Here is a 22,688-nt window from a genome sequence, read left to right as displayed (position 1 = left end):
CCCCAAGGTTCGAAGTCGAAACCCTAAAGGTTGATCATGGAAATCTCCCGCACGGAGCTCAGCTCCGCGGCCGCCGCCAGTGCCGGCCAGCCCAACGAATTCCGCGGTGCCGAAATCCTCGTCAAGGCCCTCCAGGCCGAGAAGGTGAAGTACGTCTGGGGCTACCCGGGCGGCGCGGTGCTGCACATCTACGACGCCTTCTACAAGCAGGACACGATCCAGCACGTGCTGGTGCGCCACGAGCAGGCCGCCGTGCACGCAGCGGACGGCTATGCCCGCGCCACCGGCGACGTCGGCGTGGCCCTGGTGACCTCCGGCCCGGGCGTGACGAACGCGGTGACGGGCATCGCCACCGCGTACATGGATTCCATCCCGATGGTGATCGTCACCGGCCAGGTGCCCACGGCCGCGATCGGCCTGGACGCCTTCCAGGAGTGCGACACCGTGGGCATCACGCGTCCCATCGTCAAGCACAACTTCCTGGTCAAGGACGTGCGCGACCTCGAGACGGTGATGAAGAAGGCCTTCCACATCGCCCGCAGCGGCCGTCCGGGTCCCGTGGTGGTCGACATCCCCAAGGACGTGTCCTTCAACAAGACCGCCTGGAACGGCTATCCCGACAAGCTCGAGATGCGCTCGTACAAGCCGGTCCACAAGGGCCACAGCGGGCAGATCCGCAAGGCGCTGCAGCTGCTGCTGGCCGCCAAGCGCCCCTACATCTATTCGGGCGGCGGCGTCGTCCTGGGCAACGCGAGCGAGGAGCTGCGCACCCTGGCGAACATGCTGGGCTATCCCTGCACGAACACGCTCATGGGCCTGGGCGCCATCTCCGGCACGGACCCGAAGTTCCTGGGCATGCTGGGCATGCACGGCACGATCGAAGCCAACAACACGATGCAGAACTGCGACGTGCTGCTGGCCGTGGGCGCGCGCTTCGACGACCGCGTGATCGGCAACCCCAAGCACTTCGGCTCCAGCGACCGCAAGATCATCCACATCGACGTGGATCCCTCCAGCATCTCCAAGCGCGTGAAGGTCGACATCCCGATCGTGGGCGACGTCAAGGAAGTGCTGGCGGAGCTGATCGTCCAGATCAAGGAATCCGGCCTCAAGCCCGATGCCGCCGCGCTGGGCGGCTGGTGGGAGACCATCGAGGACTGGCGCAAGAAGGACTGCCTGCGCTACGACCGCGGCAACAAGGACGTGATCAAGCCGCAGCACGTGCTGGAGACGCTGTGGAACATGACGAAGGACGTGGAGACCTACATCACGTCCGACGTGGGCCAGCACCAGATGTGGGCCGCCCAGTTCTACAAGTTCCAGGAGCCGCGCCGGTGGATCAACTCCGGCGGCCTGGGCACCATGGGCGTGGGCATTCCCTACGCGATGGGGATCAAGCTGGCCAAGCCGGACGCGGAGGTGTTCTGCGTGACGGGCGAGGGCTCGGTGCAGATGTGCATCCAGGAACTCTCGACCTGCCTGCAATACAACACGCCGATCAAGATCGTCTCGCTGAACAACCGCTACCTCGGCATGGTGCGGCAGTGGCAGCAGCTCGATTACGAGGGCCGCTACAGCCACAGCTACATGGACGCCCTGCCCAACTTCGTCAAGCTCGCCGAAGCCTACGGCCACGTCGGCATGCTGATCGAGCGCCCGCAGGACGTGGAGCCCGCCCTGCGCGAAGCCCGCAAGCTCAAGGACCGCACCGTGTTCATGGACTTCCGCACCGACCCGACGGAAAACGTCTGGCCGATGGTGAAGGCGGGCCAGGGCATCACGCAGATGCTGCTGGGAAGCGAGGACCTGTAACCAGCGCCTCACCGCAGAGGACGCGGAGGAACGCAGAGAAATCTCCACGAGGTTTTCCCCCTGCGGCCTTCTGCCTCTCCGCGGTGAATGCATTTTTTGAACCGCTAGACGAATCTATTGCCCGCCGAGTCCGCTGCTTACCGGCAGCGGGGGAGGGCGGCGAAAAGAGGAATCCCCATGAAGCACATCATTGCCGTGCTGCTCGAGAACGAGCCCGGCGCCCTGTCCCGCGTCGTGGGACTGTTCTCGGCCCGCGGCTACAACATCGAGTCGCTCACGGTCGCGCCGACGGAAGACCCGTCGCTGTCGCGCATGACGATACAGACCGCGGGGTCCGAGGACGTCATCGAGCAGATCACCAAGCACCTGAACCGCCTGATCGAGGTGGTGAAGGTCGTCGACCTCACCGAGGGCAGCTACACCGAGCGCGAGCTCATGATGGTGAAGGTGCGCGCGGTGGGCAAGGAGCGCGAGGAGATGAAGCGCATGGCGGACATCTTCCGCGGTCGCGTCATCGACGTCACGGACAAGAGCTACACGATCGAGCTGACCGGCGACCAGGCCAAGAACGACGCGTTCCTGCAGGCGATCGACCGCTCGGCCATCCTCGAAACCGTGCGCACCGGCGCCAGCGGCATCGGCCGCGGCGAGCGGATCCTGCGCGTCTGACCCTTTCTTCCCGCAAACGATTTCACCCTGGAGAGACTCATGAAGGTTTATTACGACAAGGACTGTGACCTCAGCCTGATCAAGGGCAAGACGGTCGCCATCATCGGCTACGGCTCGCAAGGCCATGCGCACGCGCAGAACCTGAACGACAGCGGCGTGAAGGTCGTCGTCGGCCTGCGCAAGGGCGGCGCGAGCTGGCCGAAGGTCGAGAAGGCCGGCCTGAAGGTCGCCGAAGTCGCCGACGCCGTGAAGGCCGCCGATGTCGTCATGATCCTGCTGCCCGACGAGCAGATCGCCACCGTCTACAAGAACGACGTGGAGCCGAACATCAAGCAGGGCGCCTCGCTCGCCTTCGCCCACGGCTTCAACGTCCACTACGGCCAGGTCGTGCCCCGCGCCGACCTCGACGTCTGGATGGTCGCCCCCAAGGCCCCGGGCCACACCGTGCGCAACACCTACACCCAGGGCGGCGGCGTGCCCCACCTGGTGGCCGTGCACCAGGACAAGACCGGCCGCGCCCGCGACCTGGCGCTGTCGTACGCGATGGCCAATGGCGGCGGCAAGGCCGGCATCATCGAGACGAACTTCCGCGAGGAAACCGAGACCGACCTGTTCGGCGAGCAGGCCGTGCTGTGCGGCGGCACCGTGGAACTGATCAAGGCCGGCTACGAAACGCTGGTCGAGGCGGGTTACGCGCCCGAGATGGCCTACTTCGAGTGCCTGCACGAGCTCAAGCTGATCGTCGACCTGATCTACGAAGGCGGCATCGCGAACATGAACTACTCGATCTCCAACAACGCGGAGTACGGGGAGTACGTCACGGGCCCGCGGATCATCACCGACGAGACCAAGAAGGTGATGAAGCAGGTGCTCAAGGACATCCAGACCGGCGAGTACGCCAAGAGCTTCATCATCGAGAACCGCGCGGGCGCCCCGACGCTGCAGTCGCGCCGCCGGCTGAACGCGGAGAGCTCGATCGAGGTGGTCGGCGAGCAGCTGCGCGCCATGATGCCCTGGATCAAGAAGAACAAGCTGGTGGACCAGTCCCGCAACTGACGCGCCGCCCGCGCGGCCGGCGGCCGCGCAGCACGCTTCATCCCCGCGCAGGCGGGGATCCACCAGGCGCCCGCTCTTGGCGGGCGTTTCTTTTTGGGGACGCCCTGGGACGCCGCCGGCGCGGGGATGGGGGACCTGCGGCCCGTCACCTATACACTTGCCGGATGCACGACGGACACGAGGACGAGATGCCGGCCGAGGGCGTGGTGGTGCGCAAGCGCCGCAAGGGCATCTACATCCTTCCCAACCTCTTCACCCTGGCCGCGCTCTTCGGCGGCTTCTACGCGATCGTCATGGCCATGAACGGCCGCTTCGACATGGCGGCCGTGGGCGTCTTCAGCGCCATGGTGCTGGACAGCCTGGACGGGCGCGTCGCCCGCATGACCAACACGCAGAGCGCCTTCGGCGAGCAGATGGATTCGCTCTCCGACATGGTCTCCTTCGGCGCGGCGCCGGCGCTGATCGCCTACGAGTGGGCGCTCAAGGGCCTGGGCCGCTGGGGCTGGATCGCCGCCTTCGTCTACTGCGCGTGCGCGGCGCTGCGCCTGGCGCGCTTCAACGTGAACACGGGCGTGGTGGACAAGCGCTACTTCCAGGGCCTGCCGTCTCCGGCCGCCGCGGCACTGGTCACGGGCTTCATCTGGCTCATGACCGAGTACGGCGTCAAGCCCTACGACGTCGCCTGGGGCATGTTCGCCTTCGCGCTGTACGCGGGCCTGACGATGGTCACCAACGTGCCCTTCTACAGCTTCAAGGACATCCAGATGAAGAAGAGCGTGCCCTTCGCCGTGATCGTGCTGATCGCGCTGGGCATCGCCATCATCAACATCTACCCGCCCGCGGTCCTGTTCGCGGTGTTCGTGGTGTACGGCGTGTCCGGCTACGTGATCTACGGCTGGCGCAAGGCGCGCGGCGAGCGTGCGAGCGTGATCAGCACCTCCACCGACGAGCCGGAAGAGAGCGGCCTGCATCGCTAGCAAACCCTGATGCGGCGCCCCGCGAGCTCTGTGCTACAGTTGGCCGCATGAACCGCATTGCGCTGGCCCTACTGCTATCCCCCCACGGGCGGAGAGGGTAGAGCGCGCGCGCGTCAGGTTCCCCGATCACGGCCCGTTTGCACCAGCAGCGGGCCGTTTTCTTTTGGGGCTGCTGGTTCCACCCCACCCAGCGAGAGCAAGACCATGCCCATGTCCAAGAATCCCGCCAGCAAGTACCGCTCCTTTCCCCCGGTGCGCCTGACCGACCGCACCTGGCCGGACGCGGTGCTGACCCGCCCGCCCGTGTGGTGCAGCGTGGACCTGCGGGACGGCAACCAGGCGCTGATCGAGCCCATGGACATCGCACGCAAGGTGCGCATGTTCGAGACGCTGGTGAAGATCGGCTTCAAGGAGATCGAGGTGGGCTTCCCCTCGGCCTCGCAGGTGGAGTTCGACTTCGTGCGCAAGCTGATCGAGGAAAAGCGCATCCCCGAGGACGTGACGATCCAGGTGCTGACGCAGGCCCGCGAGCCGCTGATCCGCCGCACCTTCGAGTCGCTGCAGGGGGCCAGGCGCGTGATCGTGCACCTGTACAACGCCACCGCACCGGTCATGCGCAAGGTGGTGCTGGGCCTGGACGAGGACGGCATCGTGGACCTCGCCACTTCGCAGGCCCGCCTGTTCCAGGAGCTCGCCGCGCAACAGCCGGAAACCGACTGGGTGTTCCAGTACTCGCCCGAGATGTTCTCCGGGACCGAGCTGGCGTTCGCCAAGCGCGTGGTCGATGCGGTCACGGCCGTCTGGCAGCCCACGGCGCAACGCAAGTGCATCGTCAACCTGCCATCCACGGTGGAGCACTCCACGCCCAACATCTTCGCCGACATGATCGAGTGGATGCACCGGCACCTGGCACGGCGCGATGCCATCGTGCTCTCGGTGCACCCGCACAACGATCGCGGCACGGGCACGGCGGCGGGCGAGTTCGCGGTGATGGCAGGCGCCGACCGGCTGGAAGGTTGCCTGTTCGGCAACGGCGAGCGCACGGGCAACCTCGACCTGGTGAACGTGGCGCTGAACCTGTACAGCCAGGGCGTGGACCCGGGCCTGGACTTCTCCGACATCGACGAGATCCGCCGCACCGTGGAGCACTGCAACCAGCTGCCCGTGCACCCGCGCCATCCTTATGTCGGCGACCTGGTCTACACCTCGTTTTCCGGTTCGCACCAGGACGCGATCAAGAAAGCCTTCGCCGCGCGCCAGGAAGGTGAGCTCTGGGACATGCCCTACCTGCCGCTGGACCCCAAGGACCTGGGGCGCAGCTACGAGGCCGTGATCCGCGTCAACAGCCAGTCGGGCAAGGGCGGCATCTCCTACCTGCTGGAGGCCGAGTGCGGCCTGGAGCTGCCGCGCCGCCTGCAGATCGAATTCAGCCAGGTGGTCCAGGGCGTGATGGATGCGAGCGGCAAGGAGCTGTCGGCGCAGGACCTCTGGTCGGTGTTCGAGGGCGAGTACGGCCTGCGCTCGACCGCCGTTGCGCAGCACCAAATCGTCGAGGAGCAGCGCACCGCGGACGGCGGCAGCATCGTCGCGCTGGCGGCGCAGGTCCAGATGGGCGGGCGTGCGTTCGGCGTGCGCGGCACGGGCAATGGCCCCATCGACGCCTTCGTCGAAGGCCTGGCGCGCGCGACCGGCGAAAGCATCCGCGTGCTGGACTACCATGAGCACGCGATCGGCGCGGGCGCGGATGCCCGCGCGGTGGCCTACCTCGAACTGCGCGTCGGCGACCGCACGCTGTTCGGCGTGGGCATGGATTCCAACATCGTCGCCGCCTCGCTCAAGGCCATCGCCTCGGGCGTCCAGCGCGCCACGCAGCACAAGAAGGAAGCAACATGGCAGACCAACTGATCATCTTCGACACGACCCTGCGCGACGGCGAGCAGTCGCCCGGCGCGTCCATGACGAAGGACGAGAAGCTGCGCATCGCCCGCCAGCTCGAGCGGCTGAAGGTGGACGTGATCGAGGCCGGCTTCGCCGCCAGCTCCAACGGCGACTTCGAAGCCGTGCAGGCGATCGCCCACGCGATCAAGGATTCGACGGTGTGCTCGCTCTCGCGCGCCAACGACCGCGACATTTCGCGGGCGGCCGAGGCGCTCAAGGGCGCCGAGCGCTCGCGCATCCACACCTTCATCGCCACGTCGCCGCTGCACATGGAGAAGAAGCTGCGCATGACGCCGGATCAGGTGCTGGAGCAGGCCAGGCAGTCCGTGCGCTTCGCCCGCAACCTGTGCGCCGACATCGAGTTCTCCCCGGAAGACGGCTACCGCAGCGACGTGGATTTCCTGTGCCGCGTGCTGGAAACCGTGATCCGTGAAGGCGCGACGACCATCAACGTGCCCGACACGGTCGGCTACGCGGTCCCCGAGCTGTACGGCAACTTCCTCAAGACGCTGCGCGAGCGCATCCCGAATTCGGACAAGGCCATCTGGTCGGTGCACTGCCACAACGACCTCGGCATGGCGGTGGCCAACTCCCTGGCCGGCGTCAAGATCGGCGGCGCGCGCCAGGTCGAGTGCACGATCAACGGCCTGGGCGAGCGGGCAGGCAACTGCTCGCTGGAAGAGGTGGTGATGGCCGTGAAGACCCGCAAGGACTACTTCGGGCTGGAGCTGAACATCGACACCTCGCACATCGTGGCGGCGAGCCGCATGGTGAGCCAGACCACCGGCTTCGTGGTCCAGCCGAACAAGGCGGTCGTGGGCGCCAACGCTTTCGCGCACGCCAGCGGCATCCACCAGGACGGCGTGCTCAAGGCGCGCGACACCTACGAGATCATGCGGGCCGAGGACGTGGGCTGGTCGGCCAACAAGATCGTGCTGGGCAAGCTGTCCGGCCGCAACGCGTTCAAGCAGCGCCTGCAGGAGCTGGGCGTCCAGCTGGAGAGCGAGTCCGAGATCAACGCGGCTTTCGCCAAGTTCAAGGAACTGGCCGACCGCAAGAGCGAGATCTTCGACGAGGACATCCTGGCCCTGGTCAGCGACGAGGCGGTCACCAGCGAGCAGGAGGCGTACCGCCTTGTCTCCCTGCGGCAACACAGCGAGACGGGCGAGCGGCCCCACGCGGAAGTGGTCTTCACCGCGGAAGGCCGGGAAATCCGGGGCGAGTCGGACGGGAACGGCCCGGTCGATGCGTCGCTCAAGGCGATCGAAAGCCAGGTCCGCAGCGGCGCGGAGATGGTGCTGTATTCCGTCAACGCCATCAGCGGCTCCACCGAGAGCCAGGGCGAGGTGACGGTGCGGCTGCAGAACTCCGGCCGCGTGGTCAACGGCGTCGGGGCCGACCCGGACATCGTGGTCGCGTCGGCGAAGGCCTACCTCAGCGCGTTGAACAAGCTGCACAGCAAGGTGGAGCGGGTCGCGGCCCAAGGGGGCGGCAACATCTAGGGTTTTCCCTTGTTCCCAAGCTGGGCCGCGAACTTGCGCTCCTAAGTACTTGATTTTTGTAAATAATGCCGCGTGAAGTACACGGCCGAAGTACACTCTGGGTCAAGGGTGTAAGCCGTCTCCTACATCCCGGAAACGTCGTTGCCAGGAGAACCGAACTTTGAACCGACTCGTCCATACCATCGCTCTGAGTGTTCTCGCTCTGGCGTTGGCGCCTGTGCATGCGCAAGCCGGCGCCACGAAACGGGTCGCGAAGAAGGAATCCACCAGCGTCGTCAAGCGTGCACGCGTGACGAAGACCTACGTGGTCGCGCGGCCGCGTTCGGTGGTGCGCCTCGCGCCGGCCAAGCCTTCCTTCGGCCAGCTCGCGGGCCTGCATTCCACCCAGGATGACCTGGAGCTGAAGTCGAGCGTCGCCCTGGTGATCGACCAGGACAAGGGCGAGATCCTGCTGCGCAAGAACGACTCCGCCGTGCTGCCCATCGCGTCCATCACCAAGCTGATGACGGGGCTGGTGATCAGCGAGGCCAAGCTGCCGATGGACGAGCAGATCACGATCACGCAGGACGACGTGGACACGGAAAAGGGCAGCAGCTCGCGCCTGCGCGTGGGCACGACCCTCAGCCGCGGCGAACTGATGCACCTGGCGCTGATGTCCAGCGAAAACCGTGCTGCGCATGCGCTGGGCCGGACCTATCCCGGCGGCCTGAGCGCTTTCGTCGAGGCCATGAACCAGCGCGCGCAGTTGCTGGCCATGAACGACACCAGGTATGTCGAGCCCACCGGGCTGTCCAGCCGCAACCAGTCCAGCGCGCAGGACCTGGCGCGCCTGGTCGCGGTCGCCGCGCAGGACAAGATGATCAGCGAGCTGTCCACTTCGCCGGGCGCCGCCGTCGAGGTCGGCCGCCGCACCATGCAGTTCGGCAATACGAACCGGCTGGTGAAGAACCCGAACTGGGAAATCGGCCTGCAGAAGACGGGCTACATCTCCGAGGCGGGCCAGTGCCTGGTGATGCAGGCCAAGGTCGCGGGCCGCAAGCTGATCATGGTCTTCCTGGACTCCGCCGGCAAACTCAGCCGCATCGGTGACGCCGAGCGCGTGCGCCACTGGGTCGAGACGCATTCCCCCACCGGCGTGCCGATCCCGACCACGGGCACCACCAGCACTCTCGTGCGACAGGTGAGCGGCTGACCAGCCTCCACCGCAGGAGCGCAGAGAACAAAGAGGTCCGTCGAGGACCTCTTTTTTTTCCCTCTCGCTTGCGTCGTCGGCGCCTGCGCGGTGAAGTGTCTTCAAGCTGCCAGGCGCTGCGTCGGCGGCTTGTATCCCAATGCAGCCGAGATCGCCTCCGCCGTGAGCTGCAGCTTCTGCAGCCAGTTTTCGTCGAGGCGATCAGCCGGCGCCGAAATCGACAGGCCGGCCACGAGCTTGGCCTGGTCGTCGTAGATGCCAGCGGCCATGCAGCGGACGCCGAGTTCCAGTTCCTCGTTGTCGCGGGCGATGCCGTACTGCCGTGCCTTGGCCAATTCGCGCTCCAGCAGGGGCATCTGCGTGATGCTGTTCTTCGTGTGGCCCGCCAAGCCCGTGCGCGTCGCATAGGCGCGCACGCGCTGCAGGTCATCGGCTGCCAGGAACAGCTTGCCGGTCGAGGTCAGGTGCAAGGGCGCGCGGCCGCCGATGGCGCGGACCACCTGCATGCCGGAGCGCTCGCTGTACGCGCGCTCCACATACACGATCTCGTCGCCCTGGCGCACGCTCAGGTTCACCGGCTGCTGGATCTGCTTGTGCAACTCACGCATCGGGGCCAGCGCCGCATCGCGCACGTTCAGCCGCGCCTTGACCATGTTGCCCAATTCGAGCAGGCGCATGCCCAGCCGGTAGCTGCCTGCCTCGGGCCGATCGACGAAGCGGCCGGTGGCCAGGTCGTTCAGGATGCGGTGGGTCGTCGACGGGTGCAGCCCGGTCTTCTCGCTGATCTCCTTGAGCGAGATCGCTTCCTCGCGCGAAGCCAGGACGTCGATCAGCGCGAACATGCGCTCGATGACCTGGATCGTGGGGGTGGCCGGAGCCTGGGAGTCTTTTTGGCGCATGGGCGGGATTCCTCGCCCAGCATTTTACAAGATGAAATCGGATCCGGTCACGCGGGGGATCCGCCGGGTCGCCACTCGCCGTCCAGCAGCACTTCGTGCGGGTCGAAGCGGGCCTTGTAGTTCATCTTCGGGCTCTCGGAGATCCAGTAGCCGAGGTAGACATGCGGCAGCCTGAGGCGGCGCGCCTGGTCGATCTGCCAGAGCACGCTGTACGTGCCGTAGCTGGCGACCGGATCCGGCTCGTAGAAGGTGTAAACGGCCGAGATGCCGTCGTTCAGCACGTCCAGGATGGACACCATGCGCAGCGCGCCCGGGGCACCGTTGGCGCCCTTCTCGCGGAACTCCACCAGGCGCGAGTTCACCCGGCTTTGCAGCAGGAACTGCGTGTACTGGTCGATGCTGTCGTGGTCCATGCCGCCGCCCGCGTGGCGGCCGGTCTGGTAGCGCAGGTACAGGTGGTAGTGCTCGGGCACGAAGCACAGCTTGAGCACCCGCGCCTGCAGTTGGCCATGCTGCTTCCAGGCGCGGCGCTGGCTGCGGCTTTCGCGGAACCGGTCCACCAGCACGCGCAGCGGCACGCAGGCGCGGCAGCCGTCGCAGTACGGGCGGTAGGTGAACATGCCGCTGCGCCGGAAGCCGCTGGTGACCAGGTCCGAGTACGCGTCGTTGTGGATCAGGTGGCTGGGCGTGGCGACCTGGGAGCGCGCCTGCTTGCCCGGCAGGTAGCTGCAAGGATACGGCGCCGTCGCGTAGAACTGCAGCGTCTGGAGCGGAAGGTCCTTGAGGTGCGTCACGCTTCGGAAGTGTGCGGCAGGAGTGCGTCCCAGTATACGGGTTCGAATTGCCACGGTGCAGGGGCCCGCCCCACCTGCGAGGCCACATGTTGCACAAATTCCGCCCTCGGAATCTCGCGCGCGCCCAGCGAGGCGAGGTGCCGCGTGTTCTGCTGGCAGTCGATCGCCGCGACCTGCGCGTGCCGGCACCAGGCCACGAGCGCGGCCAGCGCGATCTTCGACGCGTCGGGCACGCGGGTGAACATCGATTCGCCGAACACCGCCCGGCCGATCACGACGCAGTACAGGCCGCCGGCCAGGCGCCCGTCGATCCAGGTTTCCACGCTGTGCGCGAAGCCGGCGCGGTGGAAGGCCTGGTAGGCCGCCACCATGGGCGGCACGATCCAGGTGCCGGATTGCCCCGGTCGCTGGCTCGTCGCGCAGGAGCGGATCACGGCATCGAAGTCGCCGTCGAAGCGGATCTCGCACCGCGGGTCGGCCACGAACTTCGCCACGGTCTTGCGCAGCGAGCGGTGCAGCCGGAACTCCGCGGTGAACAGCACCATGCGCGGGTCGGTGCTCCACCACAGGATGGGCTGGCCTTCGCTGAACCAGGGAAAGATGCCGTTGGCGTAGGCCCGCTGCAGGCTATCGACGTCGAGCGCGCCGCCGGCGGCCAGCAGTCCTGGCGCCGGCTGCCTCTGGTCCCAGGCTTGCGCAGGATCGGGAAAGGGGTCGCCAGGTTGAAGCCAGGGCAGGTGCATCGCACGCCATTGTGCCGTCGGCGCGCCGGACCGCGATCCGACTACGCAGCGCGAAGGACTTCTCCGACAAGGCGCGCGGCGCGCGGCTTCCAGCATGGGCGTTCACAGCGCGAAGGAACGGCGATGGCGAACGATCCGCGGGTAGTGCGCAGCGAGAACACTCCGCTCATTCTGGCCTGGGGCATGCCCTCCGAGGCGGACGACGCGATGGCGGACGCGGCCTGGTGGCTCACGGGCGGGATGACCTTGCTCCTGTGGACCGCCCTGGTCATGCTGCTGACGACCGCCTGACGTCCGGGCGCCGCAGGGCGGCACGATTCACGGCAAGGGCCGGGGGCTTGTAAAAACGGTAGTGCAGCCGGCTGCGCTGTGGGAAACTCGTCCACCTGCCATGATGCGCGCCACCCGCCCCCCCGAGAGAACGACCAGCATGCTGCCCGAAGGCCGGCGCTGGGGCTTCGGCGCTCACAGCGTCGTGCCTTACCTGGGGATGGCGCTGCACGCCCGTCCCGGTGACGAGCTCGCCTCCATCCGCAACCCCGTGTTCGCGCAGATGGAACAGGCGCTGCGCGCGGCGCAGGACCGGCACTAGCATCGCACTCCGGCCTTGCGCCGGGTGCGGCTCCCAAGCTCAGCGGCCGCTGATCGGCGCGGAGTCGCCGCCGCCGTTGTCCGATGCAATGGCGCCAATGGCCAGAAGCGCCGCAAAACCCGCCAGCGCGGCCCCTGACGGCGTACCGATGCCGGTGCCAGCGGGCACCACAGCGGTGGTCGTTGCGGTCGTCGTCGTCACGGCGGTGGTCACCGGCTGGACCGCAGCCTGCAACTGCTCGCAGCTCAGCGCCGAGCGCACGGTGACGGCGCTGCCCGCCGGCACCGTGACCACGCAACCGTTGTTCAGGCGGAAAGTGACGGACCCGGTGGTCGTGGTGATCACGCGCGCGCCTTCGATGATGGGCGCCCCGACCGTGATGGCCGTACCTGCGGTGCCAGTCGTGACGGTGGCGACGCCGTTGACGCTCGTCACCGTTCCGAGAGGCGCCTGGGCCATGGAGGCGACGGCAAGCAGTGAAACCAGCAAAGCGGCAGACTTCCTGACCATGGGTTCCCCTCCATTGAAAGAGGTTGTTACCGTATCACTTAGTTCACAGCTGAGGGGTAACCATTTATTGCTAAGTTGTCGCATGTTCATGCGGCTTGCGTCGACAGGGACGGCGTGCGAGCTCCGATTCACGCGGACACGAGCGCCTCGTACTCGCCCCGGAATTGCTGCAGCGAACTCTCGACGACCGTGACCGCGCCGTCGATGAGGCCGCAGCGCCCGCTGCCCGGGAGGATGCGGCAGAGGCTCTCGATCGCTTCCAGGTCCGCGCGCACGCCGCGGCCCGTGTCGATGCGGTTGAGCAGTTGCGTGAGCTGGAAGGTCCCGCCCTTGCAGGGCGGACACTGGCCGCAGGAGCCCTGGGCGAAGAAGCCGACGTACTCGGCGACCTTGCGCACGACGCTGGTGCCCTCCGAGACGACGATCATCGCCCCGGTGCCGAGGCGCGAGCCGCGCTGGCGCACCGCGTCGAAATTCAGCCCGACGTCGAGGTCGCGCCTGGTGAGCAGCGTGTTCGACGGCCCGCCGGTGAACACCGCCTTGAACTCCTTGCCCTGCAGCATGCCGCCGCCGTGACCGAACACAAGGTCCTGCAGACTGGTTCCCATCGGCAGCTCGTACAGCCCGGGCCGCAGGACGTCGCCGGACAGCGAGTACAGCTTCGTTCCCGCCGCGCCGCCGATGCCGAGCCCGCGGTACCAGGCGCAGCCGTGACGCAGGATGCCCGGCACGTGCGCCAGCGTCTCGGTGTTGTTCACGATGGTCGGCGCCCCGTTGACGCCCTTCTCGGCGGGGAACGGCGGCTTGCGCCGGGGGAAGGGGAAGCGGCCCTCGACGCTGGCGATCACCGCCGTCTCCTCGCCGCCGATGTACAGGCCCGAACTCGGCACCACGGCCAGCGTGACCGGCCCGCCCACGACACGCTCGAGCGCGGCGAGCAAGGGGTGCCCACGCCACTGTTGAACGGCCTGGGTGCAGACCGGGACGGAGCGCTGCTGGTGCGGGTTGACGTAGAGCACGATGCGGTTCGCGCGCACGGCCGCGGCGGCGATCAATGCGCCTTCGACCACCTGGTGCGGCGTGTGCTCCAGCAGGAAGCGGTCCTTGAAGGTTCCGGGTTCGTCCTCGTTGCCGTTGCAGACGACGAACTTGTCGCCCGGCGGGGCGAGCGCAACCGGTGTCCACTTAAGGTGGGTGGGGAAGCCCGCGCCGCCCATGCCGCGCAGGCCGGCCTCGGCGACGGCCGGGATGATGGCCTCGGGCTCGCGCAGCGCCCGGGCGAGACCCTCGCCGCCGCCGCGCGCCAGCCACGCGTCGAGGTCGGCACCGACGCAGATGTCGTCCTTCAGCAGGAACTGGTTCGCCTGGTCCATCGCAGCCTCCTCAGCGGACGCCGGCGCCCATGCGCGCGGGCGCGGCGGACCGCAGCGCGGCGTCGGCGCGCAGGTCGAAATTGGCGTAGGGCGGGAAAAGCTGCGGCGCCTTCACGTGCAGGGGCAGGCCCGCCGTCGTCAGCTCGCGCTGCCACGCGTGCACATGGCCGATCCCCGCACGCCCGGCGATGAACGTACCGGCCGCCTGCGCCGCTTTCGCACCGGCGCGACGGCCCATGCTGAGGATGTCGAGCAGCGAGTTCCCCATCAGCCGGTTGCGCCCGTGCAGGCCACCCGCGACCTCTCCGACGCAGTAGAGGCCCGCAACGGCGCAGGCGCCGTCCTTGTCGATCGCCACGCCGCCGTTCTGGTAGTGGAGCGTGGGATAGACGAGGAACGGCTCCAGCGCCGGGTCGTGGCCGCACTTGTGGGCCAGGTGGCGCAGCGTCACCAGGCGCTTTTCCAGGATGCCGGGGTTCTCCAGTTCCAGCGTCGGCGTGTCGAGGAAGACGCCGACCTGCCCGCCGCGCTCGATGCCGCGCCCCTCGGCGCACTCGCGCAGGATCGCCGACGCGACGACGTCGCGCGGCTTGAGTTCGTCGACGAAGCGCTCGCCTTCGCCGTTGATCAACTTGGCGCCCGCCGAGCGCGCCGCCTCCGAGACGAGCCCGCCCGACACGTGCGGCGGATGGGCGATGCCGGTCGGGTGGTACTGGAACGAGTCGAGTTCGCGCAGCCGCGCACCGATGCGGTAGGCCAGGACCAGGCCGTCGGCCGTGGCGCCGTAGTGGTTCGAGGTCGGAAAGCCGTTCAGGTGCAGCCGGCCGGCGCCGCCGGTGGCGAGGATCACCGCCCGCGCGCGCACCAGCACGAAGCAGCGCCATTCGAGGTCGTAGACCACCGCCCCGACGCAGCGGCCACGGTCGTCCGAGAGCACCTCCACCACGGGGCAGCGGTTCCAGACGGCGACGTTCGCGTCCAGGTCCACGGCCTCTCGCAGCACCCGCATCATCTCCAGGCCGGTGTAGTCGCGGTAGGACAGGATGCGCGGGGCCGAGGCGCCGCCCGCTTTCTTGCGCAGCAGGTTGCCGCCGATCGGCCGGTCGTCCTCCAGGTCGAACTGCATCCCGAGCTTGATCAGCCAGCGGATCACGTCGGGCCCGTCGGTCACCATCTGCGCGACCAGTTCGGGATCGCCGCACCAGTGGCCGGCGCGCAGCGTGTCCTCGAAATGCATCTGCAGGCTGTCGTCGGCGCCGACCGCGGCCTGGATGCCGCCCTCGGCCATGACGGTGTTGCTGTCTCCCAGGCGCAGCTTCGTCGCGAGGGTCACCTGCGCGCCAGCTTGCGCAGCGGCCAGCGCAGCCGCGCAGCCGGCGCCGCCGCCGCCGACCACCAGCACGTCGGTGGTCGTCATCTGGGCGCCGGCGAGGTCGACGTCGTCGATCAACGCGTTCGCCTGCAGGCGGCGCGCGAGTTCGGGCTGGCAGGGGTCGCCGCGGTTCACCCCGACGGCCAGGGTGGTGCGTCCGTTCGGCCCGTGGTCCGGGTGGTAAGCCTTCAGCAGCGCGTCGATCGTGATGTCGTCCGCACGCAGGGCCGGCGTCGCGCCGCTCCGGTAGCGCGCACGCGCCTCGGTGTACGGAATGCCGGTCGCCATGGCCGCCTCCCTGGGTCAGTGCGGCGGCCGCGCCCCGGGCGCCTGCAGGTCGACGCGCATCTCGCCGCTTTCGATCTGCTGCAGGCGGCGCATCAGGTTCGCCGGCCGCAGCGTGTGCGTCGCCAGCATCCGGCGCACGAACAGCCCGAGGTGGTTCGGGCGGATGTGCTCGGGGCAGGCGAGGGTGCAGAGATTGCACATCACGCACTCGTCGAAGACCTTGCTGGCGGTGGCGAATTCGCCCTCGACGGCCAGGTTGACGCCGCGCTGCACCTCCAGCCCCTTGGGGCAGGCGCTGTCGCAGCCGCCGCAATGGCGGCAGTGCGGCGCTTCAGGGAAAGTCCGCGCGGTCACGCGCAGCGCGTCCCAGCTGTCGCCGAGGTCCTCCATGCGGTACACGTGGCGCACGGAGGGCGTGAAGTACTCGAGGAAGGCCACCTGCATGCCCTCCTCCACGACGGTTTCGCAGGCGAGCGCGGTCGTCACCTCCTGCGCGCCGGCGCGCCGCACCATCACCCGACAGGAGCCGCAAACGCCTTGTCCCATGCACCCGACACCTTCGACCAGCGTCTCGCCGGCGTTCGCGAAGGCCTGGAGGATCGAGCTGCTGGAAGGCGCCTCGATGGCGCGGCCCGCGACGCTCAGACGCACGACGCTCATGGTCCCTCCTGCCCCTGTTGCGGTGTTCCCGTGGGGTGACGAGAATGCGGCAGAGAATAGCACCGAGGAGGTTCGAATGAACGTCACCGCGGACTCCCTCCTGGCAGTGCGGATGAACGTGCCGTGGAAGGCACTCGCACCGGTCGTCGTCACCATCCTCCTGTGCCTCCTGCCTGCTCCAGCCGGCCTGGCGCAGCACGCCTGGTACTACTTCGCCATCTTTGCCGGCGTCGTCGTGGGGCTGATGCTGGAACCGATTCCCGGCGCGGCGATCGGCCTCATCGCGGTGACCCTCGTGACCGTGCTCGCCGAGTGGGTACTGTTCGGCCCGGCGGAACTGGCGAAACCCGGTTTCAAGCCGGCGAACGCCGCGCTCTCGTGGGCGCTCTCGGGGTTTGCCAACAGCACCGTCTGGTTGATCTTCGGCGCCTTCATGTTCGCGCTCGGCTACGAGAAGACGGGCCTGGGCAAGCGCATCGCGCTGCTGCTCGTGCGCTCGATGGGTCGGCGCACCTTGACGCTGGGTTACGCGGTGGCCGTCGCCGACGCGGTGCTGGCGCCCTTCACGCCGTCGAACACGGCGCGCAGCGGCGGCACCGTGTACCCGGTGATCCGCAACCTGCCCCTGCTGTACGACTCCAAGCCGAACGACCCGTCGGCGCGCCGGATCGGCTCGTACCTGATGTGGACGGCGATCGCGACGACCTGCGTCACGAGCTCGATGTTCCTGACCGCCCTGGCGCCCAACCTGCTGGCGCTCGAGTTGATCCGCAAGACGGCCAACGTGGAGCTTGGCTGGATGCAGTGGTTCCTCGCCTTCGCACCCGCGGGCATCGTGCTGCTGATCGCGGTGCCGTTCCTCGCGTACGTGCTCTACCCGCCGGAGGTGAAGGAAGGAATGGAGGTCCCGGCCTGGGCCGCTGCCGAACTGCACAAGATGGGCGGGCTGACCGGTCGCGAGATGCTGCTGGCGGTTCTCGTGCTCCTCGCGCTGGCGCTGTGGATCTTCGGCGACGAGCTGATGAACGCCACCACCGCGGCGCTGGTCGTGATCTCCTTGATGCTGCTCACGCGCGTGATCACCTGGGAGGACATGCTGGCGAACAAGCAGGCGTGGAACACGCTCGCCTGGTTCGCGACGCTGGTGGCGCTGGCCGACGGCCTGAGCCGCACCGGCTTCGTGAAGTGGTTCGCCGACACGATCGCCGCCCACATGGGCGGCTTCCCGCCGACCGCGGCGGCGATCGTGCTCGTGCTCGTCTTCTTCTTCACCCACTACCTGTTCGCCAGCGTCACGGCCCACGTCACCGCGATGCTGCCGGTGATGCTGGCGGTCGGCTCGACGGTCCAGGGCATGCCGATGGAGCCGTTCGCGCTGATGCTCGCCGTCACGCTGGGCATCATGGGCATCCTGACGCCCTACGGAACGGGGCCGAGCCCGGTCTACTTCGGCAGCGGCTACCTGCCGGCGGCGGACTACTGGCGGCTCGGGGCGATCTTCGGCGTCATCTACGTCGCCGTCTTCCTCCTCGTCGCCGTGCTGCCGCGGGTGCTGTGAGGACGAGGCGGACGCGAAAAAACAAAGGCCTTCCGAAGAAGGCCTTTGAGTTCAGCATGGATGCCACGTGTTGGGTGGCTCCCCGACCTGGGCTCGAACCAGGGACCTACGGATTAACAGTCCGGCGCTCTACCGACTGAGCTATCGGGGAACAAGCCTCAGATTATAGCGTCGTTTGGCAGCTGTTCCGGATGCTCGACCATATTCAGCAAGACGTCAGTCGAACACCGGCGTCTCGACGCCCAGCACCTTGTGCAGCTTCGGGCTGGTGGTCGTGTACTGCAGGTTGATCTTGCCCTTCTCGGGGAAGATGATGGGCGCGGCGCCGAAGGCGGCCAGCGCGCACTCGTGGAAGCCGGACAGGATCAGCTTCTTCTTGCCCGGATAGGTGTTGATGTCGCCCACCGCGAAGATGCCCGGCACGTTGGTCGAGAACTTCTCGGTGTCCACCTTGAGCTGCTTGCGCTCGATGTCCAGGCCCCAGTCGGCGATCGGCCCCAGCTTGGGCGACAGGCCGAAGAACACCAGCAGCGTGTCGGTCGGGACCACGCGCGTCACGCCGTCGGCCCCGGTCACCTTCGCGCCGGTGAGCTGGCCGTCTTTTTCTTCGTAGCCGGTGACCTGGCCGACGAGGAACTGCATCTCCAGCTGCTCGCACAGCTCGTGCATGCGGGCCACGGACGCAGGCGCCGCACGGAAGCCGTCGCGGCGGTGGACCAGGATGACGCTCTCGGCCTTGTGCGCGTTGCCGTCGGCATTGCCGGCGCAGAAGTTCAGCGACCAGTCCAGGGCGGAGTCGCCGCCGCCGACCACCAGCAGGTTCTTGCCCGCGAAGTCGGCCGGGTTCTTCACGCGGTAGTGCAGCTGCGTGCCGTTGAACTTGTCCAGGCCGTCGACCTTGAGCAGGCGCGGCTCGAAGGCGCCCACGCCGGCGGCGATGAAGATGGTCTTGGTCAGGAAGCGGGTGCCCTTGGACGTTTCCACGAAGAAACGCCCGTCGTCCTGCTTCTGCACCACGGACACGGTCTGGCCCAGGTGGAAGGTGGCGCCGAAGGGCTCGATCTGCTTGAGGAGCGCGTCCGTCAGTTCCTTGCCCGTGCACACGGGGATGGCCGGGATGTCGTAGATCGGCTTGTCCGGGTAGAGCTCGATGGGCTGCCCGCCCGGATAAGCGAGCGAGTCGATCACGTGGGCCTTGATCTCCAGCAGGCCCAGCTCGAACACCTGGAACAGGCCCACCGGTCCCGCGCCGATGATCACGGCGTCGGTTTCGATCGGGCCGTCATGCGCGGCTGCGGTCTTGATCACTTCTTGATTGGTTTGAGGTTCCATCGGGATACTAGCTTGCTCCGTTCTCACCCTCTCGCCGTGGGAGAAGGCCGGGACGAGGGCCCCTTACTTGACCAGCTCGGACAGCTTGTCCGGCTTGTCTTTCCAGTCTTCGGCATCGGACAGCGCCGGCTTGCGCTTGGTGATGCTCTTCCAGCCGGGCGCGTGCGACAGCTCCACGTTCAGCTTGATGAAGGACACCTGGTCGGCGGGCACGTCCTCCTCCGCGAAGATCGCGTTGACCGGGCACTCCGGGATGCAGACCGCGCAGTCGATGCACTCGTCGGGGTCGATCACCAGCATGTTGGGACCTTCCCGGAAGCAGTCCACCGGGCAGACGTCAACGCAGTCTGTGTACTTGCAGCGGATACATTGTTCGGTGACGACGTGGGTCATTGCGGTGGCGGGCGTGGGGGGGAAACCCTCGATTTTATTTGGTTTTGGATCAACGCATTCCTGCGAGGCCTGTGGAGCGCTGCCGATTTCGCTCCCGCTCAGCGAACGAGCACGGCTCCGGCGGTCTTGTGGCTGGCGGTGTCGACGAGCACCAGGGCCCCCAGGGCGCGCGAACGCGCATGGGGCAGGGTGGCCAGCGGCTCCTGCAGGACCAGTTCGACGTGGCCGATGCTGTTCGGCTCCAGGTGGTCGGCGTCCTCTTCGGCGAGGGTGTTCACGTCGAGCTTGTGCACGATGCGCTTGACCTTCGCCTTGACCCAGCGGTGGCCGTGCAGCGCCCAGTAGGTGCGGCCGGCCACCAGCGGCTCGTCGTCGAGCCAGGCGATGGTGGCGGAGATCTCGCGCGAGGGCGTGAAGGTGCCGGGCGCCAGCAGCCAGTCGCCGCGGGAGACGTCCACTTCGCGGTCCAGGATGATGCCGGCGCTGTGGTGCGCCGACACCGGCCCCGGCTCGCGCACGTGATCGAGGACCTGGGCGACCCGCGCGGCCTGTCCGCTGGGCAGCACCGTCACTTCGTCGCCGGGCTGCACGCTGCCCGTGGCCACGCGGCCCCAGAAGACGCGCCGGCCCTGCGAAGTGTCGGCGGAGGAGGAGAACTTCTCCACCCATTGCACCGGGAAGGCAAAGGCCTCGTCGGTCTCGGCGGGGGTGACATCGAGCTGTTCCAGCAGGGCCAGCAGGGACGGGCCCTGGTAGCCGGCCCACCCCGGCTTCGCATCGACGACGTTGAAGCCCTTGAGCGCGGAGATCGGAACGACCGCATGGGCGTGGATGCCGCCCGCTTCCGTGAAATCCTCCAGCGCGCTGCGGATGTTGTTGAAAGCGACGGTGGGGTCGTCCACCGCGTCCAGCTTGTTGATCGCGAAGACGATGGCGGGGACGCGCAGCAGCTTGGCCAGCAGCGTGTGCCGGCGCGTCTGCGGCAGCAGTTCGAGGCCGGGCTGCTGCCACTTGAGCTTGGTCGCATCCACCAGCACCACGGCGGCGTCGGCGCTGGAGGCCGCGGTCACCATGTTGCGCGTGTACTGCTCGTGGCCCGGGGCGTCGCCGATGATGAACTTGCGCGCCGGCGTCGCGAAGTAGCGATAAGCCACGTCGATCGTGATGCCTTGTTCGCGCTCGGCCGACAGGCCGTCGGTCAGCAGCGCCAGGTCGGTTTCACCGGAGCGCGAGACCGATGCCAGCTGGTCCTGCAGCACGGCGCGGCTGTCCACCAGCAGGCGCCCGATCAGCGTGCTCTTGCCGTCGTCGACCGAGCCGCAGGTGATGAAGCGCAGGGCGGCGTCGTGTCCGGTGTGGATGGCGGTCGTCATCAGAAATATCCGTCCTTCTTGCGCTTCTCCATGGAAGCGTCCGAGGTCTTGTCGTCCATGCGCGTCGCGCCCCGTTCGCTCACCTCGGCCAGCAGGGTCTCGGCGACCACTTCCGCCGCGTTCGCCGCGGGGCTCGCCACCGGGCAGGTGCAGGTGATGTCGCCGACGGTGCGAAAGCGCACGGTGCGGGTTACGACCTCTTCGCCCGCCTTGGGCGGCGTGATCTCGGTGACGGGAACCAGCAGGCCGCGGCGTTCCACCACGTCGCGCTGGTGCGCGTAGTACAGCGAGGGCAGGGCGATCTGCTCGCGCTCGATGTACTGCCACACGTCCATCTCGGTCCAGTTGGAGATCGGAAAGACGCGGAAATGCTCTCCGGGCGCCAGGCGCGTGTTGAACAGCGTCCAGAGTTCCGGGCGCTGCGCCTTGGGCTGCCACTGGCCGAAGCTGTCGCGGTGGGAAAAGATGCGCTCCTTGGCGCGGGCCTTCTCCTCGTCGCGCCGGGCGCCGGCGATCAGCGCGTCGAAGCGGAATTCCTCGATCGCCTCCAGCAGCGTCACCGACTGGTGCGCGTTGCGGCTCTCGTCCGGTCGCGCCAGGCGCACGGTGCCGCGCTTCATGGAGTCTTCCACGCTGCGCACGATCAGCTCGGCGCCGAGCTCCTTCGCGCGGAAGTCGCGGAAGTCCGTCACTTCCTTGAAGTTGTGGCCGGTGTCGATCATCAGCAGCGGATAGGGGATGCGGCCGCTGCCGAAGGCCTTCTCGGCGCACTTGAGCAGCACCAGCGAGTCCTTGCCGCCGGAAAACAGCAGGGTGGGGCGCTCGAAGGCGCCGGCCACTTCGCGCAGGATGAAGATCGCTTCTTCTTCCAGCGCGTCGAGGTGGCGGTTGCTGATGCGACCGAGCAGCTGCGGTTCGGCACGTGCGTTCATGCGGCGACCTTCTCTTCCTTCTTCACGTGAAGCCCGCATTCCTTGGCGGCTTCGTCCTCCCACCACCACCGCCCGGAGCGGAAGTCCTCGCCCAGGCTGATGGCGCGCGTGCAGGGTGCGCAGCCGATGCTGGGGAAGAACTGGTCATGCAGCGGGTTGTAGTCGACCTGGTTGGCGCTGATGTAGTGCCAGACGTCGCCCCAGGTCCAGTCGGCCAGGGGGTTGATCTTGGCTCGCGCTTCCGTCGTGTCGATCGCGGGCACGTCGGCGCGGGCGGCGGACTGCTCCTTGCGCAGGCCCGTGATCCAGGCCTTCTGGCCTTCCAGCGCGCGCGCCAGGGGCTCCAGTTTGCGGATGGAGCAGCATTCCTTGCGCAGCGCGATGCTGCGGTACATCGCATCCTTGCCTTCGCGGCCGACGAAATGCACCACCGACTCCTGCACGGGCTGGTAGACCTCCACCGGCGCGCGCGAGGCAGCCTGCGTGCGCTCCAGCAGGTCCAGCGTCTCCCGGTGCAGCGCGCCCGTCTCGAGCACGAACACCGGGATGTCCAGCTCCAGGCTGTTGATCAGGTGCGTGATCACCACGTCTTCGGCGCCCAGGCTGGACGCCTGCTTCAGCGGCGCGTACTCCGACGCGGCCTGGATCAGCAGCTTCTGCGTGGCAGCCAGCTTGGCCTCGAAGTCCTTCGAGGGCCGCGCGTGCAGGTCGATCGCGCCCATC

The 22,688-nt window shown here is 67.7% G+C and carries 22 protein-coding genes and 1 tRNA gene; 10 read left to right on the top strand and 13 right to left on the bottom strand.

What is annotated here, in order from left to right:
- Nucleotides 1-36 precede the first annotated feature (36 nt).
- From AC3EGR_RS10305 to AC3EGR_RS10275, 7 genes are all read left to right on the top strand, one after another.
- Nucleotides 37-1,812: an acetolactate synthase 3 catalytic subunit gene (locus AC3EGR_RS10305; protein WP_488546381.1), complete on the top strand. Its 1,776-nt coding sequence runs from the start codon at nt 37-39 to the stop codon at nt 1,810-1,812.
- 177 nt (nt 1,813-1,989) lie between these two features.
- Nucleotides 1,990-2,481 carry an acetolactate synthase small subunit gene (gene ilvN, locus AC3EGR_RS10300; RefSeq protein ID WP_330906587.1) on the top strand — a complete coding sequence of 164 codons (492 nt, stop codon included), beginning with the start codon at nt 1,990-1,992 and terminating at the stop codon, nt 2,479-2,481.
- A 39-nt stretch (nt 2,482-2,520) separates the two neighbouring features.
- The gene (gene ilvC / locus AC3EGR_RS10295) at nt 2,521-3,537 is read left to right on the top strand and encodes a ketol-acid reductoisomerase (protein WP_488546380.1); all 1,017 of its coding nucleotides are present in this window, start codon (nt 2,521-2,523) and stop codon (nt 3,535-3,537) included.
- A gap of 164 nt (nt 3,538-3,701) precedes the next feature.
- On the top strand, nt 3,702-4,514 hold the full coding sequence (gene pssA, locus AC3EGR_RS10290; protein WP_488546379.1) for a CDP-diacylglycerol--serine O-phosphatidyltransferase: 813 nt from the start codon (nt 3,702-3,704) through the stop codon (nt 4,512-4,514).
- A gap of 210 nt (nt 4,515-4,724) precedes the next feature.
- Nucleotides 4,725-6,419 carry a 2-isopropylmalate synthase gene (gene leuA / locus AC3EGR_RS10285; protein WP_488546506.1) on the top strand — a complete coding sequence of 565 codons (1,695 nt, stop codon included), beginning with the start codon at nt 4,725-4,727 and terminating at the stop codon, nt 6,417-6,419.
- Nucleotides 6,404-7,954: a 2-isopropylmalate synthase gene (locus tag AC3EGR_RS10280; protein ID WP_488546378.1), complete on the top strand. Its 1,551-nt coding sequence runs from the start codon at nt 6,404-6,406 to the stop codon at nt 7,952-7,954. Before leuA ends, AC3EGR_RS10280 begins: the two co-directional genes overlap by 16 nt.
- A 97-nt stretch (nt 7,955-8,051) precedes the next feature.
- A complete protein-coding gene (locus AC3EGR_RS10275; RefSeq protein ID WP_488546505.1) occupies nt 8,052-9,146 on the top strand; it encodes a serine hydrolase in 1,095 nt (364 codons plus the stop codon).
- A 101-nt stretch (nt 9,147-9,247) separates the two neighbouring features.
- Here AC3EGR_RS10275 and AC3EGR_RS10270 read toward each other — a convergent pair whose 3' ends face one another.
- The 3 genes from AC3EGR_RS10270 to aat are packed head-to-tail and all read right to left on the bottom strand — an operon-like array spanning nt 9,248 to nt 11,582.
- Complete coding sequence (locus AC3EGR_RS10270; protein ID WP_488546377.1) at nt 9,248-10,045, bottom strand: IclR family transcriptional regulator; 798 nt, start codon at nt 10,043-10,045, stop codon at nt 9,248-9,250.
- Between the two features lie 47 nt (nt 10,046-10,092).
- Entirely contained in the window at nt 10,093-10,839 is a 747-nt protein-coding gene (locus tag AC3EGR_RS10265; RefSeq protein ID WP_488546376.1) for an arginyltransferase, read from the bottom strand.
- The gene (gene aat / locus AC3EGR_RS10260; RefSeq protein WP_488546375.1) at nt 10,836-11,582 is read right to left on the bottom strand and encodes a leucyl/phenylalanyl-tRNA--protein transferase; all 747 of its coding nucleotides are present in this window, start codon (nt 11,580-11,582) and stop codon (nt 10,836-10,838) included. The genes AC3EGR_RS10265 and aat overlap by 4 nt, the downstream gene beginning before the upstream one ends.
- 123 nt (nt 11,583-11,705) lie before the next feature.
- Between aat and AC3EGR_RS10255 the strand changes: the two genes are divergently transcribed.
- Nucleotides 11,706-11,873: a hypothetical protein gene (locus AC3EGR_RS10255; protein ID WP_488546374.1), complete on the top strand. Its 168-nt coding sequence runs from the start codon at nt 11,706-11,708 to the stop codon at nt 11,871-11,873.
- A 100-nt stretch (nt 11,874-11,973) separates the two neighbouring features.
- On the top strand, nt 11,974-12,174 hold the full coding sequence (locus AC3EGR_RS10250) for a hypothetical protein (RefSeq protein WP_488546373.1): 201 nt from the start codon (nt 11,974-11,976) through the stop codon (nt 12,172-12,174).
- A 39-nt stretch (nt 12,175-12,213) separates the two neighbouring features.
- On the opposite strand, the gene AC3EGR_RS10245 is transcribed toward AC3EGR_RS10250, so the two are convergent.
- From AC3EGR_RS10245 to AC3EGR_RS10230, 4 genes are all read right to left on the bottom strand, one after another.
- Nucleotides 12,214-12,684: a hypothetical protein gene (locus AC3EGR_RS10245; protein ID WP_488546372.1), complete on the bottom strand. Its 471-nt coding sequence runs from the start codon at nt 12,682-12,684 to the stop codon at nt 12,214-12,216.
- A 128-nt stretch (nt 12,685-12,812) separates the two neighbouring features.
- Nucleotides 12,813-14,057, bottom strand: a complete 1,245-nt coding sequence (locus AC3EGR_RS10240) for a complex I 51 kDa subunit family protein (protein ID WP_488546371.1) — start codon at nt 14,055-14,057, stop codon at nt 12,813-12,815.
- A gap of 10 nt (nt 14,058-14,067) precedes the next feature.
- Entirely contained in the window at nt 14,068-15,717 is a 1,650-nt protein-coding gene (locus tag AC3EGR_RS10235) for an FAD-dependent oxidoreductase (RefSeq protein ID WP_488546370.1), read from the bottom strand.
- A 15-nt stretch (nt 15,718-15,732) separates the two neighbouring features.
- Nucleotides 15,733-16,377, bottom strand: coding sequence for a 4Fe-4S dicluster domain-containing protein (locus tag AC3EGR_RS10230; RefSeq protein ID WP_488546369.1), 645 nt, complete (start codon nt 16,375-16,377; stop codon nt 15,733-15,735).
- Nucleotides 16,378-16,453: 76 nt separating this feature from the next.
- Here AC3EGR_RS10230 and AC3EGR_RS10225 point away from each other — a divergent pair, with 76 nt between their 5' ends.
- The gene (locus AC3EGR_RS10225; RefSeq protein ID WP_488546368.1) at nt 16,454-17,935 is read left to right on the top strand and encodes an anion permease; all 1,482 of its coding nucleotides are present in this window, start codon (nt 16,454-16,456) and stop codon (nt 17,933-17,935) included.
- A 75-nt stretch (nt 17,936-18,010) separates the two neighbouring features.
- Here AC3EGR_RS10225 and AC3EGR_RS10220 read toward each other — a convergent pair.
- From AC3EGR_RS10220 to AC3EGR_RS10195, 6 genes are all read right to left on the bottom strand, one after another.
- A tRNA-Asn gene (locus AC3EGR_RS10220) sits at nt 18,011-18,086 on the bottom strand.
- 65 nt (nt 18,087-18,151) lie between these two features.
- Complete coding sequence (locus AC3EGR_RS10215) at nt 18,152-19,267, bottom strand: NAD(P)/FAD-dependent oxidoreductase (protein WP_488546367.1); 1,116 nt, start codon at nt 19,265-19,267, stop codon at nt 18,152-18,154.
- A 63-nt stretch (nt 19,268-19,330) separates the two neighbouring features.
- Complete coding sequence (gene fdxA, locus AC3EGR_RS10210; RefSeq protein WP_488546366.1) at nt 19,331-19,660, bottom strand: ferredoxin FdxA; 330 nt, start codon at nt 19,658-19,660, stop codon at nt 19,331-19,333.
- A 98-nt stretch (nt 19,661-19,758) separates the two neighbouring features.
- Nucleotides 19,759-21,033 (bottom strand): sulfate adenylyltransferase subunit 1, encoded by a 1,275-nt coding sequence (locus AC3EGR_RS10205; RefSeq protein ID WP_488546365.1) that lies wholly within the window; start codon nt 21,031-21,033, stop codon nt 19,759-19,761.
- Nucleotides 21,033-21,965: a sulfate adenylyltransferase subunit CysD gene (gene cysD / locus AC3EGR_RS10200; RefSeq protein WP_488546364.1), complete on the bottom strand. Its 933-nt coding sequence runs from the start codon at nt 21,963-21,965 to the stop codon at nt 21,033-21,035. Before cysD ends, AC3EGR_RS10205 begins: the two co-directional genes overlap by 1 nt.
- Complete coding sequence (locus AC3EGR_RS10195; RefSeq protein ID WP_488546363.1) at nt 21,962-22,687, bottom strand: phosphoadenylyl-sulfate reductase; 726 nt, start codon at nt 22,685-22,687, stop codon at nt 21,962-21,964. Before AC3EGR_RS10195 ends, cysD begins: the two co-directional genes overlap by 4 nt.
- Nucleotide 22,688: the final 1 nt, after the last annotated feature.

Source organism: Ramlibacter sp. G4-7 (assembly GCF_057784995.1).
The sequence above is the reverse complement of the archived record's forward strand: the minus strand, read 5'-3'. Positions and strand labels throughout refer to the sequence as shown.

Bases quoted from the DNA above. Each gene is read 5' to 3' on its own strand.
- AC3EGR_RS10305 (WP_488546381.1), top strand. From the start codon at position 37: ATGGAAATCTCCCGCACGGAGCTCAGCTCCGCGGCCGCCGCCAGTGCC.
- ilvN (WP_330906587.1), top strand. From the start codon at position 1,990: ATGAAGCACATCATTGCCGTGCTGCTCGAGAACGAGCCCGGCGCCCTG.
- ilvC (WP_488546380.1), top strand. From the start codon at position 2,521: ATGAAGGTTTATTACGACAAGGACTGTGACCTCAGCCTGATCAAGGGC.
- pssA (WP_488546379.1), top strand. From the start codon at position 3,702: ATGCACGACGGACACGAGGACGAGATGCCGGCCGAGGGCGTGGTGGTG.
- leuA (WP_488546506.1), top strand. From the start codon at position 4,725: ATGTCCAAGAATCCCGCCAGCAAGTACCGCTCCTTTCCCCCGGTGCGC.
- AC3EGR_RS10280 (WP_488546378.1), top strand. From the start codon at position 6,404: ATGGCAGACCAACTGATCATCTTCGACACGACCCTGCGCGACGGCGAG.
- AC3EGR_RS10270 (WP_488546377.1), bottom strand. From the start codon at position 10,045: ATGCGCCAAAAAGACTCCCAGGCTCCGGCCACCCCCACGATCCAGGTC.
- aat (WP_488546375.1), bottom strand. From the start codon at position 11,582: ATGCACCTGCCCTGGCTTCAACCTGGCGACCCCTTTCCCGATCCTGCG.
- AC3EGR_RS10255 (WP_488546374.1), top strand. From the start codon at position 11,706: ATGGCGAACGATCCGCGGGTAGTGCGCAGCGAGAACACTCCGCTCATT.
- AC3EGR_RS10250 (WP_488546373.1), top strand. From the start codon at position 11,974: ATGATGCGCGCCACCCGCCCCCCCGAGAGAACGACCAGCATGCTGCCC.
- AC3EGR_RS10245 (WP_488546372.1), bottom strand. From the start codon at position 12,684: ATGGTCAGGAAGTCTGCCGCTTTGCTGGTTTCACTGCTTGCCGTCGCC.
- AC3EGR_RS10240 (WP_488546371.1), bottom strand. From the start codon at position 14,057: ATGGACCAGGCGAACCAGTTCCTGCTGAAGGACGACATCTGCGTCGGT.
- AC3EGR_RS10235 (WP_488546370.1), bottom strand. From the start codon at position 15,717: ATGGCGACCGGCATTCCGTACACCGAGGCGCGTGCGCGCTACCGGAGC.
- AC3EGR_RS10230 (WP_488546369.1), bottom strand. From the start codon at position 16,377: ATGAGCGTCGTGCGTCTGAGCGTCGCGGGCCGCGCCATCGAGGCGCCT.
- AC3EGR_RS10225 (WP_488546368.1), top strand. From the start codon at position 16,454: ATGAACGTCACCGCGGACTCCCTCCTGGCAGTGCGGATGAACGTGCCG.
- AC3EGR_RS10215 (WP_488546367.1), bottom strand. From the start codon at position 19,267: ATGGAACCTCAAACCAATCAAGAAGTGATCAAGACCGCAGCCGCGCAT.
- fdxA (WP_488546366.1), bottom strand. From the start codon at position 19,660: ATGACCCACGTCGTCACCGAACAATGTATCCGCTGCAAGTACACAGAC.
- AC3EGR_RS10205 (WP_488546365.1), bottom strand. From the start codon at position 21,033: ATGACGACCGCCATCCACACCGGACACGACGCCGCCCTGCGCTTCATC.
- cysD (WP_488546364.1), bottom strand. From the start codon at position 21,965: ATGAACGCACGTGCCGAACCGCAGCTGCTCGGTCGCATCAGCAACCGC.
- AC3EGR_RS10195 (WP_488546363.1), bottom strand. From the start codon at position 22,687: ATGGGCGCGATCGACCTGCACGCGCGGCCCTCGAAGGACTTCGAGGCC.